This is a genomic window from Pandoraea terrae (assembly GCF_902459695.1).
In the GTDB taxonomy this organism is placed as follows: Bacteria; Pseudomonadota; Gammaproteobacteria; order Burkholderiales; family Burkholderiaceae; genus Pandoraea; species Pandoraea terrae.
In genome coordinates, this window is sequence record NZ_CABPRZ010000004.1 from 68,397 (window position 1) to 83,468 (window position 15,072).

The following is a 15,072-nucleotide window of genomic DNA, read 5'->3' on the forward strand; positions in this document are numbered from 1 at the left end:
ATTACATCATCGACGCGGCGTGTTCGCCCGCCTGTTGCCCGATCTGGAGCATGCTGCCGACCGTAAACACCATGAAGCCGCCGACCAGCATGATCAGGACATTCTTCATCACCGCCGAACGCTGCCGGATGATATCGGCCACTTCTTCCAGCGCCGTCAGGCCGATCTTTCGTATGCCCTTCTCGAAGTTGCTGCGCTCCGAATATTCGGCAATCCGGTCAAACAACGCTTCGGAGAACAACCCCGTGTCCATGGCCTTCGTCATGCTCCGATCGCTCTTGAGCGACGCCCGCATGCGCATGAGGTGACTCCGCATCCACGGTCGCGTGCCGGTCATCATCATCGTGATGGCATCGAACGTCGAGACCTTCGCCTCGGTCAACGCGGCCAGCGACACCAGAAACTCGCCCGCGCGAACATCACGATAAATCGAGAACGGGCCAATCGCGTCGAACCGTCGCCGTGTGGGGCCGGTCCACCGGGGCAAGGCGATGGCGATGGCCATCGCCGTCAGGATGGGCAGCCCGTATATCGCGTACCAGTAATGGGCGATGACACCGGACACCACGTACAGCCCCCGGCCGAGCAGGGGAAACTGTTCCGGTGGCATGACCTGCGTCATGATCGGCATCATGCCGAACGCCACGCCCATCTGGATGCCCATCAGGACAATCATGAGAAAGGCCGGCAACGCAATGGCGCCCGTGATCGCCGCGCGATTCCGATTTCTCATGGTCACAACGTGTGACAGGAACCGCAACGTGCCTGGCAGGTCGCCGCGCTCACCTGCGCCGACGACGAGCAGATCGTCGTGCGGGATCGTCCCCTCCCAGGATTTGCGCAGATTCAGCGAGCTGGCCCGATCACGCCAGAGTGCATACAACGGCGCGAGCGGATCCTTTCGCTGGCGCGCGCGAATGTATCTGCGGGAAAACAAATCATAAGGATTGGCGCCATCCTCGATCGAGTCCGCAAAGTCCCCGTAGAACTTTGCGCGGATCGCATGAAACCTGCGTATGGCTTTCGGCAGTCCGGGGTAGGCGGCGCGGCGTGGCGCAAATTTGGATAACCAGCGATTAAGCATGTCATTCCGAACGAAGGTCAGCAATGGAATCCGTTGTGAACCCGACGTCACAGCGCGGCCGCGCGCCGAAGACGCGGCGCCGTGGACTTCGGCGCCTGATACTTCTTGAGCTTGTAGAAGGCCGACTCGACGTCTCGCGGATCGATGAGGCCCAGGGACATTTTGTAGATCGCGTGCTCCATGGCGGTCTTGCCGTGCATCACGCCATCAGTCAGGCTGCCGCTGTGTTGTGCGCGCCACATCTGTTCGGCTTCCCAGAAGCGCGCCTCGCGAATCAAGGGCAGCATCGGTTCGGTGACTTCGCAGACCTCCGCGACCACGGTTTGTCCCGCCGTTCCGCGATGCTTGCATGCGGGACAGCCACCGCCGTCCGCCCGAATGGCCGATACGTCGAGCCCCATTCGGCACAGTACGCTGAGATAGTCGCCGTCGAGAACATCCGCGGCGGGCTTGCAGCACGAAGGGCACACGACCGGCACCAGCTTCTGATAAACCATCGCCGTCAGGAAATTGGGTGCCGCCACCGCGGCGAGCGGCATGCCGATCTCATCGCTGACCAGCCGGGGCACAATGCCGAATGCACTCGAAGCATGAACCGTCGACAACACCTGATGCCCGGTTTCCGTCATTGACTTGGCGAACGAGCCGGTTTCGACGTCTCGAATTTCACCCGGCATGACTTTGTCGGGGTCCCCGCGCAGCACCACCTTGGATGCAGCGCCGAAGGCGGTCTCGCCCTCGCCCGCATCTTCCGCGCGGCGCTGGATGGGGATTTGCGTCATATGCGGCTGAATGTATTCGACCGGGTCCTCAATCGAAAAAAACTTCTTCCCCGAGTCGCGCTCGTAGGTCATCAAGGTCCGCAGCGTGGTCGACTTGCCCGAACCCGTTTCGCCGGCAATGATGGTCAGCCCCGGCGACCGGTGCACGGCGTCTTCGAGCACTTCGACCTGGTCGGGAGAATAGCCAAGCTGCGCGAGCGTAAGGATGTCGCCCTCCACCGCTTCGTTGAGCAGCAGTCGCAAAATGATGTCGACGCCGCGATTTTCCTTGATGCTTTGAAAGCGCAGTTGGTACTGTCGATTGCGTACGGACAGCGGAATCGAACAGCTCTGATGTTGCGATTCGTCAAAATGGTTGTGGCTTCGGCTACTGGGGTCCGCGCGGGAATTGTAGGCTGCGGAAACGGCATCGAGCATCGCGTGATAGTCGCGTGACAACCGGTCCCGGGCGTCTGTCGCACGCAATTTTCCGTGCACGCGAAACCGCACACTCACGTGCTTCTCGTTGCGAAATTCGTAATGGATGTCGGAAGCCCCCGCTTCAATGGCCTTTTCCACGACGAGATCGAAGTTTCGATACGCGCCCGTAATCCGTTCGGCGGAACGCTCACTGTCACCGGCCTGCTGCTGCAATCGGGACTGCACCAGCAGGATCTCTTCGGTCGTGCCGACATAGATGCCCTCGCGCTCGAGCCGGTGGGTTGCGCGCACCGCCAGATCGAAACGCTCCAGCAAGTCCGACTTCTGCAGTTGCCGATAAGCCGAATGCTCAAGCAAAATCAGGTACAGCCGCGACTTCGCCGCCACCAGCACGAGCGAGTTCAGTTCATAGCCCGTGAGCGCAAGGCCGAAATCCTGCCGCCAACCGAAATGCTGCATTTCTTCCGGTTTGAGCGTATTGACCGGCACGACGTTGGCGTGATGCCTGCCGCGCCTGATCCAGTACCGAAGCTGGTTTGCAATGTTCACGGGGAACCCTGCCGCTCAGACGACGCCTGCCGTGGTGCAATGGCATGCAGCAATAACCGATGACGTTCGCTGCCGCGCCGCACGTCGACATAGTCGTCTCCGATCGCGTCGACCCGCCAATGACGGATGGACTCGTTGCGGCGAACCGCCTTGCCGAACTGTCCGTCGACGATCAGGTAAGCATGCGTGGCGTCTCCCACGCCCTGGATGTACACCAATTCCAGGCGTTTCGACACGGGCTGGTCGGATTGATCTGCGGTTACGGTTTCGTTGCCGGCCTTTTCCGCCGCCGCCTGGGCATTGCGTAAATGCAGGCGAGCGAACTCGTCGATATTCTCTTCGGCAACGGCCGGTGATGCCGCCAGCGCGACGAGCAGCACCAAGCGAGTGCCCGCTCGCAAGTTAGTGAACATAAAATGCTCCTTGGGCCGAGAACACCGGCTTCTCGTCATTGAGTTGAACCTCCACCTGCGCCAACGACAAATTTGCCGAGCGTTGCATCAAGCCCTTGACCGAGTCCAGAAACGCCAGATGCCCGCTGATTTGCCACGTGCCCTTCAGGATTGGCGGCGCGATATCGGCCCGTTTGGCGAGCGCTGGGGGCACCGGCACGATCGGTGCGGCCATGGTCATGGAGATGTCCAGGCCGTAATCGCCCAATTGCTGCAGACGCGCGCCGGCGGTGCGCAGAAACTGGCTCAATGGCACTGGAGACACGCGCGAGGCCTCCGGCGCACCGTCGAGCGTCAACGGCATCGTTTCCGTCGCCGAGTTGATGTCGACGATCACGGCACGCTCACGTTGCGCGAGGAGCTTATCGAACGTTCCGCCTTCAAGCCGGCGCCACTGGATATCGCAAGCGGCCGCCTTACAGACGATCGATTCGGGCCGCCATCCGCTCGCATTCGCAGGCAGCGCATGAACATACGTCTGCACGGCCTGCGCAAAGGCAGACCCTGCGTCGAACGGTTCGCGGGCGAGCGCTTTGCGCACGGCGTCGCGATAGGCTTGCACCGGATCGACACGTTGTGATTGCGCGATACGCAGGCGCTCGGCTTCCGCCCTGGCCGACCACCACCACCAACCTCCGGCGATCACCACGGCGACGACCGCCACGATCGCAACGCCGATGCCGATCAGGCGCAGGGACGGCGCTTGGTTCACCGGGGACAATCGATAATCGTCGATGCCTGCGCGGCGCACGAACTCGGCGATCTGCGCGAGTGTCACGACTTCCGCCCGCGTCATGGCGGCGTCCCAGATGTCGTTGCCCGCCTCACGCGCTTCCCGTCCGATTTCCGCATTCGCCGCAGCGTCGGCAGCCGGCCCGATCGGCTGGCTTACCACGCCACATACGATTGTAGAACCCGTCTCGTTCGCCTCGATGAAACGTCTGGCGGCATCATGCGCGGCGGCTATCGAAAGGACTTCATCGCGATCGGGCCGGCCATCACGAATTGTCACGAACAGGCACTCGGCACGCGCCTCCGGATCCGGGCACAGGAAGACCGCGTTCTCCGAAGGCAACATTCTGCACAATGCGGCCGCGAGGGAAACGTACGGCATCGGTTGCGAGCGCGGCTTTCCGGACGCAGGCGCCAGTGCTTCAGCGGGCAATTTCGCCAGCCCCACCGTGCGGTTGACATCGTCGTCGCCCACGACCACGAATTGATCGGCGTCGCGCCGGGCTGCCAACGCGCGAATTTCGACGCTTTCCTTCTCCAGCCCGATGAGCGTTTCCCACCGCAGGCCGGCAACCAGCCCGTGAGGAAGGAGCTTGGCCATCTCAAACCCCTTCCGTCAGAACGGGCGAAATCAGGATGACAATCTCCCGTTCGCCTTGCGAAGCCGATTTGCTGCCGCCCTCGTACATGAACAGTCCGTCCTTCGAGGTATTCCCCTTCGCCTGGCGGAATCCGCTCAGCACCAGCGTCTCGCCGGCCTTCAACGATGCGCGTTGCATGGTTTGCACAGACGAAGTTCTGGGAGACTGTACGGATGTCGTGCCGCCCCCCTTGTCGCCCTCCTTCCCGGAGGTCCTGTCCTTACCTCTTTCCGATCGCTCCTCCAATTCGCCACCGGCGCGCAACAGGCCTGCGGCGTGACTCTTGAAGCCGTGGTTTTCCGAGAGGTCGACCTGCACCTGCAGCATCACGCTCCGGTTGTCGAGCAATGTCGGTAACAGATTCATGACAAAACCCGTCGTCAGCATCGATTGCTCCGCCGTCACAATCGGCATCGAATTGAGGTTGCCTTGTGTGATGGACACCTTGGAGATATAGCCCTCGTTGTCGGTCACGGCGATCGGCGCCGGCTGATTGTTCAACGTCACGACGCTCGTGTCGACCACGGTGCTCACACGCCCCTGTTGGCTCAGTGCCTGCAGGAACAGTTTCGAGCCATTGAATCTGCCGGACGCGTGCGTGGCGCCGAGTTTGCCGACGCCCGTGCCCAGTGCCGCCCCCATCGGCGCGCCAACCAGTTCGACGGCGACGCCGTTCGCCGCTTTGTACACGAGATTCCAGTCAATGCCTGCCGCGGAGTTTTCGGACAAACTGACCGAATATACCTGCACACGAAGACTGACCTGACGGCCAAGCACCGCATTCTCGGCTTCAACGTACCGCGCGATGCGTTCGACCACCTCTGCCGTATCGGTGACGGTGATGGAACTGGTGACCGTTGACGGGCTGACCCTGCCTTCTTCCGACACCATGCCGGAAACCGCGCGCACCAGATCGTCCCAATAGCTGAGCTCTGCGACCATGCTGACTTTGGCATCCGCACCGAAATTCAGCTCTATGCCTCCCGCACCGCCTCCGCCACCGCCGGACGACCGTTTTGCTTGCGTATCGCTGCTCTTTCCTACCGATGCCGCATACGACGTCGCACCCGGCATCGTCTTGACTTGGAACGTACGCGTGACGAATCGTGAGAATTCAACGGTCTCGTTCCGATAAGTCCAATGGGTGCCGGACCGGCTTGCCAACGTATCGAGCAAACCGCGCAGCGTTCCCTTGTATTGCACGGTGACCATCGGCCCGTTGCCCTCCCCGTCGGCCGGTGCGGCACGCCTTGCGTCCCGGCCGCCTCCCCTCTGGGCATCGCGGCCGTCTTTCCCGGCAGGCGCGGCGCCGACGTTCCGGGATACGCGGATAGGAACCCCGTGCGCCGCGCCGATCTGCTGTGTAATCAGTGGCAGCGGCAACGCCTTTCCAGAAGTAAAGGTTGCAGGCGTGTCAAAGAACGCTGGAAGAGACCGGGTCGAATCGATCGGCATGGAGCGGCGTGTCAGCCATGCGCCATCCTCACGTTCCAACACCGATAACCCCTTGGCCCCATAGCTCTTCGTCAACGCCTGCGCCTCCGATCGCGCGGCCAGCACACGCGTATCCGTGTCCTGCAATATGCCGGGCGTCCCACACGCACTCAGAATCAACGGCGCACAAATTCGCCCTGCCCACTTTCTCATCGCCATGCTTCCCTTGTTATTGCGTTGCGTGCAGGATGCGCAGCACCCGGTTCGCCTCATACGCTTTGACCCGCACAGGCGCGTCGGTGGCATTCAGAGCGAGGGCGACCTTCTCCACGATCTCCAGAAAGGACCCTTCGAACGTTGCCGGATAGTCGATCGGGAAATCCCGATCGATCTCCCATGCGAGCTGCCAACCGTGTGCGGCGGCGAATTCCCTCAGCGAGGCCGATACCCGCTTGGCATCGACGGATAAACGCAAGGAAGTCACCTCCGATTGTTCGGGGCTCACTTCGGGCACCAGATGGTCGGCACCCACTTTCGCATCCGGAGCCGAGGGTAATGTCGTAGCGCTCGAAGTGACCTGCCCAGCGCGCGCGTCCGCCGCGTCGAGCGGGTGGACCGTGGTCACGGTTTGAACATGCGCCACTGTTCCCGTTGTGCGACGCTTGTCGACCGCATCCACAAGTCGCACATGCGACAACGGCAATGGGTCGAGAACTTGATATGACGCAGTTGTTGACACGGTATCGGCCAAAACATGCGCCGATATCGTCAGCCACATGAACGCAACCAGCTTCCTTGCATGAACTCCAATCATGAATCGTCTCTGTTTCTTTTCGAATGGATCCAGAACATCACAATAATTTTCACTCCGTACATTTACGGATCGGAAGCATAAGGCGAGCGAGCGCGTCCTGGCGTCTCAAGACTTCATCTCCAGTTACTGCAGCGCAATCTTGTATGTGACATCCGGATTCTCTGCCGCACAACCCGTTGCGAGGGTGGCCATGTTCAACGGGCCACGGAATGGCTTTACCGCTTCGCTACCCACGAGAATTTCGTCAAATACGCCGGCAACCGCGCCAACGACCTTGACGCAAGCTGCCGTGGGAACGGCTTTCGACAGGATTTCAATGCCCTTTCCTTGCCCAGTGACGATCGCGTCCAGAGGCGTAATGGTTATGTCTCCGTTGAATCTATTTTTGAGCCCGTTGATTGTAGTAGCGGCGCCCCCTGTACCGGCGCTCCCTGTTGAAGAAGTGAACCGATGCGAAGGATAGAATCCCAGAGCGTGGGCAGCGGGAGCGCCCAGTGCCGTTCCTGAGGGCGGCATCGTAATGGCAGACCCCATGGCGATCCGCTGAATCCCGGCAGCCGCTTCCTGCAGATCGGTGACTTCGCCGTTCGCCTTGAGATTCATCATGATGGCCGGCACGCCGACAAACGCGCCCGCCATCAGCACGCCCACCAATGCGACGACAACGCCGATCTCCACCAAGCTCATGCCGCGCTGCCGGCGCCGCGCTCCCATGACGCCATGTGCCGCCGTCCGATTCGCCGCGTAGCCGGCACTTTCCTTCCTGATATCCATGCTGTTCTCCGATTCCTGTAGCTAGTGCAAGGCACTTGCGCGAAGTCTCCTTCGGCGCAAGTGATGTCCTGAAAAACGACAGGCCGATTTATGCCCCACTTCGGATCACACGGTTATTGAATTTGAACCCCGACTATCGATTTGCGACACGCCTCAAATTCGTTGGAATACGGAATTCTTCGCTCCGATAACAGATCGCGAGGATTTCATCAATCGGATCTTTCCGAAATTTCAAAGAGCGCGTCCACAATGAATTTCCGGCATGTCAGACGTCACAAAGCGTCAGCGATGCCAGCCAGATTCAGACGTTTCGGAAATGTGCAGAGAAATAGGCCTGTACGACCCGCTCACACCGCCCTGCGTATGGGCGTTTTCACCGGCGCATTGCACGCCGGTCACCAAATGCGCGGTGCGTCATCGGAGAGACGACCGCACCGCGCTTCAGAACCTCAATGCCCCGATCCCGCCTGCTTCGGCGTATCGTCCGTCGACACCCCGCCGCCGTCATTGGCCGCGCGGTCGCCCGGCAGCACCAGCGGTCCCTTGCCGGCAAAGCGGTCGAGATACAGATAAATCACCGGCGTGATGTACAGCGTGATCACCTGCGAGAACAACAGCCCGCCGACCACCGCCAGGCCCAGCGGCTGACGCAATTCCGCGCCTGCCCCCAATCCCAGCGCGATCGGCAACGCCCCCATGAGCGCCGCGAGCGTCGTCATCATGATCGGACGGAAACGCAACTCGCACGCCTGCCGGATCGCCTCGGACGGCGTCAGCCTGCCATTGCGCTGCGCGTCGAGCGCGAAGTCGATCATCATGATCGCGTTCTTCTTCACGATGCCGATCAGCATCAGGATCCCGATCACCGCGATCAACGACAGATCCATGTTGACGATACGCAACGTCAGCAGCGCACCCACGGCCGCCGACGGCAAGCCGGCCAGAATCGTGATCGGGTGGATGTAGCTTTCGTACAGCACGCCCAACAGCACGTAGATCACCAGCAGCGCCCCGACCAGCAGCACGATCTGGCTGGACTGCGACGCCTGGAACGCCGCCGCATCGCCGCCCCAGCTCGTGATAATGCTCGCCGGGAAATTCAGCTGCCGCTGGAAGCCTTCGATCTTCTTTGCCGCATCGCCCAGCGCCGCGCCGGGCGCCAGATTGAACGACAAGGTCACCGCCTGCAATTGCCCCTGGTGATTCACCGACACCGGGCCCATCTTGCGCTCGACCGTGGCCACCGCGGACAGCGGCACCAACGCATTGCCCTTGCCGCGCACGTAGATCTTGTCGAAGGCGCTTTCGTCGCGCCGATCCGCATCCGTCGCCTGCAGGATCACCTGATAGCTGTCGCTCGGCGTGTAGATCGTGGAGACCTGACGCTCCCCGAAGGCGCTGTACAACGCGCTGCGGATGTCGCCAATCGCCACGCCCAGGGTGTTCGCCTTGTCGCGGTCGATCGTCAACTGCGCCTGCAGGCCCTTCATCTGCGCGTCGGTCGTGACGTCCCGAAACAGCGGATCGGCACGCATGGCGTTCATCAGCTTGTCCGACCAGCTTTGCATCTCGCCGGTCTTCACGCTCTGCATCACGTACTGGTAACGGCTCTTGCTCGCCTTGCCGCCCAGCTGCAAGTTCTGCACCGGGTTGAAATAGACGTTCAATCCAGGCACCTGCTTGACCTCGCGGCGCAAGGTCTCGAGCACTTCATTCATGCCCGGACGCTCGCCATGCGGCTTCAGGTTGACGAACATGCGGCCGACGTTGCCGTCGCTCGCCGACACGATCACCGTGGCGACCGCCGGGTCGTTCCTGACAATGTCACCCGCGCGGCGCAGTAACGTCTGCATCGCCGAGAAGGAAATATCCTGCGCCCCCTCGGCGGTCACCTGAATCTGCCCGATATCTTCGCTCGGGAAAAACCCCTTCGGGCTGTTCGCGAACAACACGCCCGTGGCGACAAACGTCGCCGCCGCCGCCCCCAGCACGACCTTGCGATGGCCGATACACCAGTCGACCGATTTGACGTAGCGGCCCTGAACCCAGTTGAAACCGTCCTCGAACCACTGCGTCGCACGCAGACCGAGCCCCTCGTCCTGCTCATGCGACAGAAAGCGGCTGCATAGCATCGGAATCAGCGTCAGCGACACTGCCGCCGACACGAGAATCGCGAGCGACACTACCACCGCGAACTCGTGAAACATCAACCCGATCACGCCAGGCATGAAGAAAATCGGGATGAACACCGCCACCAGCGAAATCGAGATCGACAGAATCGTGAAACCCATCTCGCGCGAGCCGACCAGCGCCGCCCGCAGCGGCGGCACGCCATTCTCGATGTGCCGGACGATGTTCTCCAGCATCACGATGGCGTCGTCGACCACCAGCCCCACCGCGAGCGTAATACCGAGCAACGAGATGTTGTCGATCGAGTAGCCGAGGCCCTTCATCAACGCCACCGTGCCGATCAGCGAGATCGGCAGCGACATCACCGGGATCATCGTGGCGGCCAGGCGGCGCAGGAACAGGAAGATGACCAGCGTCACCAGAATCACCGTCAGGCCCAGCGTGAACTGAACGTCGGCGATCGATTCGCGAATCGACACCGAACGGTCGTTGAGCAGTTTCACCTGAATCGACTGCGGCATCTGCGCGGCGAGCTTCGGCAGCGCCGCCTTGACCTGATCGACGGTCGCCACGGTGTTCGCGTTCGGCTGACGCAACACCGCCAGCACGATCGAACGCTCGCCGTTGACCCAGCTGCCCGTCTTCACGGATTCGACACTGTCTTGAACATCGGCGACGTCACGCAGATAGACCGGATTGCCGTTCACGCTCGCGATGATCAAGCCGGCGAACTGGTCGGCGCGCGTCATCTGCGCGTTCGCTTCGATCGTCATTGTCTGGCGGTTGCCGTCGAGCGTGCCGACGGGGCTGTTCGCGTTGGCGGAAGCCAGCGCGCGCGCCACGTCTTCCAATGTCAGCGACCGCGCGGCCAACGCGTCCGGCCGCACCTGCACGCGCACCGCAAAACGCTTCTGGCCGAAAATCAGCACCTGGGCAACGCCGGGCAGTGTCGACAGCGTGGGCGACACCAGGTTCTCGGCGTAGTCGTCGAGTTCGGCCAGCGACATCGACGGCGAGTTGACCGCAAGGAACAGGATCGGCGCGTCGGCCGGGTTCACCTTGCGGTACGACGGCGGGGTCGTCATCTCCGCAGGCAGCCTGCGCTGCGCACGGAACAGGGCGGCCTGCACGTCGACAGCGGCCGCATCGATGTCGCGATCGCTGTCGAATTCGATGATGATGGACGTCACGCCCTGCGTGTTGGTTGAACTGATCACTGCCACGCCGGCGATCGTCGAGAATTGCTTCTCCATCGGCGCGGCGACCGACGCCGCCATCGTTTCCGGGCTCGCGCCCGGCAGCGTCGCCGTGACCTGAATGACCGGCGAGTTGAAACTCGGCAGCGCGGAGATGGGAATCTGGCCGTACGCGATGAGACCGGCCACCACGGCCGCCACGCACAGCAGGATCGTCATCACCGGGCGGCGGATGCACAGTTCGGACAGGTTCATGGCGTCTTCGCGCTCGGCGCGGCAGGGGCCGCGTTGGCTTGCACACCGGCTTGGGCATCGGCGCCGCTGCGCGCCGCTTCCGCGACCAGGTTGCCCGGACGCAGATTTTCCGCGCCTTCCTGCACGACGCGCGTGCCCGCGGCCACGCCCTCGACGACCGCGAGCTTGCCTTCCACGTAACCGACCCTGACCGGCCTGGCGGTGACCTTGCGGTCGGCGCCGATGACATAGACGAACTTGCCGTCCGGCCCGGTCAGGACCGCTTGCGGCGGGACGACCGTCACCTGCTTGAGTACACGGCCGGTCACGGCGACGTTGAGGTACATGCCCGGCCACAGCTTCGCGTCGCGGTTCTCGTACGCCGCCTTCAACCGGATCGTGCCCGTCTGCGAATCCACGGCATTGTCGATGAAGCTGAGCTGACCGGTGGCGGTCTGTCCGGTGTTGCCGAGCGTGGCCGTCACCGTGACCGGCCCGCCCGCGCGGGCGGCCTGCAATTCGGCCAGTTCGCGCTCGGGCAGCGTGAAGCTGATATCGATCGGATCGATCTGCGTGATGGTGACCAGCGGTGCGCCGCCCGGCGTCACGAGGCTTCCCGGGTGAACGTTGATCGCGCCCGTACGGCCGTCGATGCCGGCGCGGATCTGGTTATAGTCGACGGCCACCTGGCTTGCCGAAATCGCCGCGCGGTCGGCCTGCACCTGTGCTGTCAGGCTGTCGACGGCGCTCTGCGCCGTATCCAGCGCGCTTTGCGAAACAAAATGCTCGGCGATCAGTTGTTTCGTGCGCGCGAGCGTGCGCCGGGCGTTGGCAAGGTCGGCTTCGTCCTTGGTCACCTGGGCCTGCACCTTCTTGAGGTTGGCCTCATCCATGCGCGCGTCGAGCGAAAACAGAAGCTGCCCGGCCTTGACCGTGTCGCCTTCCTTGATATGTACCGCGCGGATCGTGCTCGAAATCTGCGGGCGGACGTCGACGGTCTGGCGCGCCGTCACGGTGCCGTTCGCGCGCAGGCGTACGGGAACGTCCTGCACAACGACCGTGGCGGCAGTGACGGACATCACGGGCACCGTCCTGACAGGCGTTTCGCCACCACGTGCCCGCATCCAATAGAAACCGCAAGCGAGCACGGCAACGGCCAACACGGCCACCGCCCATTTGCGTTGCTGGCGCGCCTGCGGCCGGATTCCGGCTGTCTGGCGTCCGTCTTCGGTCTTCATCATCTTCCCCGTGTCGCGCCGTGCCTGAGGTTGGCGGCGCAGTTATCTGGTCTTGCCTGAAACCTGGTCTTGCTTGAAACGATGCGGCCGGCCGCATCGGGATTCATTATTCGATCTTCAAACCTTCGAGCTCCGGCTTGGGTGGCGGGAAATCGAGCCCCAGCCGGGACAGCGCCGCCACCAGCAGCTCGGCGACCATCAGGTTGCGGTGCCGCTTGGAGTCGGAGGGGACGATATACCACGGCGCCCATTCCGTCGAGGTGGCCGATAGCGCCGACGCGTAAGCCTTTTGGTATTCCGGCCAGAACGCACGCTCCTTGAGGTCGGTCGGGTCGAATTTCCAGTGTTTCTGGGGGTCGTCCACCCGTTCCTGCAGGCGCTCGCGCTGCGCATCCTTCGAGATGTGCAGGAAACACTTCAGGATCAGCGTGTCGCTGTCCGCCAACAGCTTCTCGAAATGGTTGATGTGCTCGATCCGGCGCTTGCATTCGTCCGCGTCGATCCAGTCGTGCACCCGCGTGATCAGGACATCCTCGTAATGGCTGCGGTTGAAGATGACCAACTCGCCCGCCGCCGGCGCCTGACGATGCACGCGCCACAGGAAGTCATGCGCCAGCTCGGTCGGCGTCGGCGCCTTGAAATTTGCGACGCGCACACCCAGCGGGTTGACAGTCTGGAAGACGGCGCGGATCGTGCCGTCCTTGCCGCTCGTGTCCATGCCCTGCAGGACCAGCAGGACGCGATGCTTGGCGCTGGCGTGCAGCCTGTTCTGCAGGTCGTCGAGCAACACGGACAACTCGTCCATGCGCGCGCGGTCGTCCGACTTCGACTCGCCCGCAAACGGCTTGTCAGCCGGATCGAATTTGTCGAGGTCGAGTTTCTTGTCAAGCGTTACGCGGTATTTCTCGAACATGTGTCCCTCCCTGCCAGATGAGGCTTGAGAACGGGCCAGTATCGCGGAAAAACCGGTTGACGAAAATAGCGGATAGTTACGAGGGATTAATGCAGGGCGCCGGTTTCACTAACGAAACGGCCTGCCAACGATGCAAAAACCGTCGGCAGGCCGAATAGCCCGGGAAGGACAAGGATCAGGCGCGCCCGTGCGCGGCTCAGCCCGCGAGCTTCTTTTTGAGCAGTTCGTTGACCTGCGCGGGGTTGGCCTTTCCCTTGGTCGCCTTCATGGCTTGGCCGACCAGCGCGTTGAAAGCCTTTTCCTTACCCGCGCGGAATTCCTCGACGGACTTCGCGTTGGCGGCGAGCACTTCGTCGATGATCGCTTCAAGGGCGCCGCTGTCGGAAATCTGCTTCAAACCCTTCGCCTCGATGATGCGGTCGGCAGCGCCCTCATCGCTGGCACGCTCATCCCACATGATCTGGAAGACTTCCTTCGCGATCTTGTTCGAGATAGTGCCGTCGGCGATCCGCGCCAACAACACCGCCAGCTGCGCGGCGGACACCGGGCTTGCGTCGATGGTCGTGTCGTCGCGGTTCAATTGCGACGACAACTCGCCCATGATCCAGTTGGCCGCCGGCTTCGCCCCGGCTTCGCCGAGCTTGGCGAGCACCGCCTCGAAGTATCCCGCCTGCGCCTTCGACTGCGTGAGCACCGCGGCGTCGTAGTGGCTCAGACCGTATTGACTGACGAAACGGGCCTGCATGCCCGCCGGCAATTCCGGCAGCGAGGCACGCACCCGTTCGATCCATTCGGGCTCGATCACCAGCGGCATGAGGTCCGGATCCGGGAAGTAACGGTAGTCGTGCGCGTCTTCCTTGCTGCGCATCGAACGCGTTTCTTTCTTGTCCGGGTCGTAGAGACGGGTTTCCTGCACTACCTTGCCGCCGTCTTCAATCAATTCGATCTGACGGCGCACTTCGTAGTTGATCGCTTCTTCCAGGAACCGGAACGAATTCAGGTTCTTGATTTCGGCGCGCGTGCCGAATTCCTTCTGGCCGACGGGCCGCACGGAGACGTTCGCGTCGCAACGGAACGAGCCTTCCTGCATATTGCCGTCACAAATGCCGAGCCACACGACAAGGCCGTGCAACGCCTTGGCATAGGCGACAGCTTCCGCCGCGCTGCGCATGTCCGGTTCGGTCACGATTTCCAGCAGCGGCGTGCCGGCACGGTTCAAGTCGATGCCCGTCATGCCCTCGAAGTCTTCGTGCAACGACTTGCCCGCATCCTCCTCCAGGTGCGCGCGCGTCAACTGGACGACCTTCTCGTAGGCTTCCTGGCCCGTTTTCGGGTTCGCCTCGACCTGAATGGTCAGCGTGCCGCCTTGCACCACCGGAATCTCGTACTGGCTGATCTGATAGCCCTTCGGCAGGTCCGGGTAGAAATAATTCTTGCGCGCGAAGATGCTGCGCGCCGCGATGGTCGAACCAATCGACAGGCCGAACTGAATCGCGCGCTCGACAGCGCCGCGGTTGAGCACCGGCAACACGCCCGGCAACGCCAGATCGACGGGGCAGGCTTGCGTGTTGGGTTCCGCGCCGAATTGCGTCGACGCCCCCGAAAAAATCTTGGAAACGGTGGAGAGCTGCGCGTGCGTCTCCAGGCCGATCACCACTTCCCATTGCATAGGATTCACC

The 15,072-nt window shown here is 62.2% G+C and carries 11 protein-coding genes; all 11 read right to left on the reverse strand.

The genetic code is table 11. The features are described from left to right. Position 1 precedes the first annotated feature (1 nt). Positions 2–1,084, reverse strand: coding sequence for a type II secretion system F family protein (locus PTE30175_RS05915; protein ID WP_150696139.1), 1,083 nt, complete (start codon positions 1,082–1,084; stop codon positions 2–4). A 47-nt stretch (positions 1,085–1,131) separates the two neighbouring features. Next, positions 1,132–2,835, reverse strand: coding sequence for a GspE/PulE family protein (locus PTE30175_RS05920; RefSeq protein WP_150696140.1), 1,704 nt, complete (start codon positions 2,833–2,835; stop codon positions 1,132–1,134). After that, positions 2,832–3,218 (reverse strand): hypothetical protein, encoded by a 387-nt coding sequence (locus PTE30175_RS05925; protein ID WP_150696141.1) that lies wholly within the window; start codon positions 3,216–3,218, stop codon positions 2,832–2,834. The genes PTE30175_RS05920 and PTE30175_RS05925 overlap by 4 nt, the downstream gene beginning before the upstream one ends. A 19-nt stretch (positions 3,219–3,237) precedes the next feature. Next, positions 3,238–4,620 (reverse strand): type 4b pilus protein PilO2, encoded by a 1,383-nt coding sequence (gene pilO2, locus PTE30175_RS05930; protein ID WP_150696142.1) that lies wholly within the window; start codon positions 4,618–4,620, stop codon positions 3,238–3,240. Between the two features lies 1 nt (position 4,621). Further along, a complete protein-coding gene (locus tag PTE30175_RS05935) occupies positions 4,622–6,220 on the reverse strand; it encodes a secretin N-terminal domain-containing protein (RefSeq protein ID WP_191628852.1) in 1,599 nt (532 codons plus the stop codon). Positions 6,221–6,323: 103 nt separating this feature from the next. Continuing rightward, the gene (locus PTE30175_RS05940; protein ID WP_191628854.1) at positions 6,324–6,845 is read right to left on the reverse strand and encodes a TcpQ domain-containing protein; all 522 of its coding nucleotides are present in this window, start codon (positions 6,843–6,845) and stop codon (positions 6,324–6,326) included. A 186-nt stretch (positions 6,846–7,031) separates the two neighbouring features. Then, positions 7,032–7,682: a type 4 pilus major pilin gene (locus tag PTE30175_RS05945; protein ID WP_150696145.1), complete on the reverse strand. Its 651-nt coding sequence runs from the start codon at positions 7,680–7,682 to the stop codon at positions 7,032–7,034. Positions 7,683–8,131: 449 nt separating this feature from the next. Then, positions 8,132–11,263, reverse strand: a complete 3,132-nt coding sequence (locus tag PTE30175_RS05950; protein WP_150696146.1) for an efflux RND transporter permease subunit — start codon at positions 11,261–11,263, stop codon at positions 8,132–8,134. Next, positions 11,260–12,483 carry an efflux RND transporter periplasmic adaptor subunit gene (locus PTE30175_RS05955; protein ID WP_150696147.1) on the reverse strand — a complete coding sequence of 408 codons (1,224 nt, stop codon included), beginning with the start codon at positions 12,481–12,483 and terminating at the stop codon, positions 11,260–11,262. Before PTE30175_RS05955 ends, PTE30175_RS05950 begins: the two co-directional genes overlap by 4 nt. Positions 12,484–12,586: 103 nt before the next feature. Next, positions 12,587–13,393, reverse strand: a complete 807-nt coding sequence (locus PTE30175_RS05960) for a polyphosphate kinase 2 family protein (protein ID WP_150696148.1) — start codon at positions 13,391–13,393, stop codon at positions 12,587–12,589. 196 nt (positions 13,394–13,589) lie between these two features. Then, positions 13,590–15,071, reverse strand: coding sequence for an Asp-tRNA(Asn)/Glu-tRNA(Gln) amidotransferase subunit GatB (gene gatB / locus PTE30175_RS05965; protein ID WP_338044409.1), 1,482 nt, complete (start codon positions 15,069–15,071; stop codon positions 13,590–13,592). Position 15,072 lies beyond the last annotated feature (1 nt).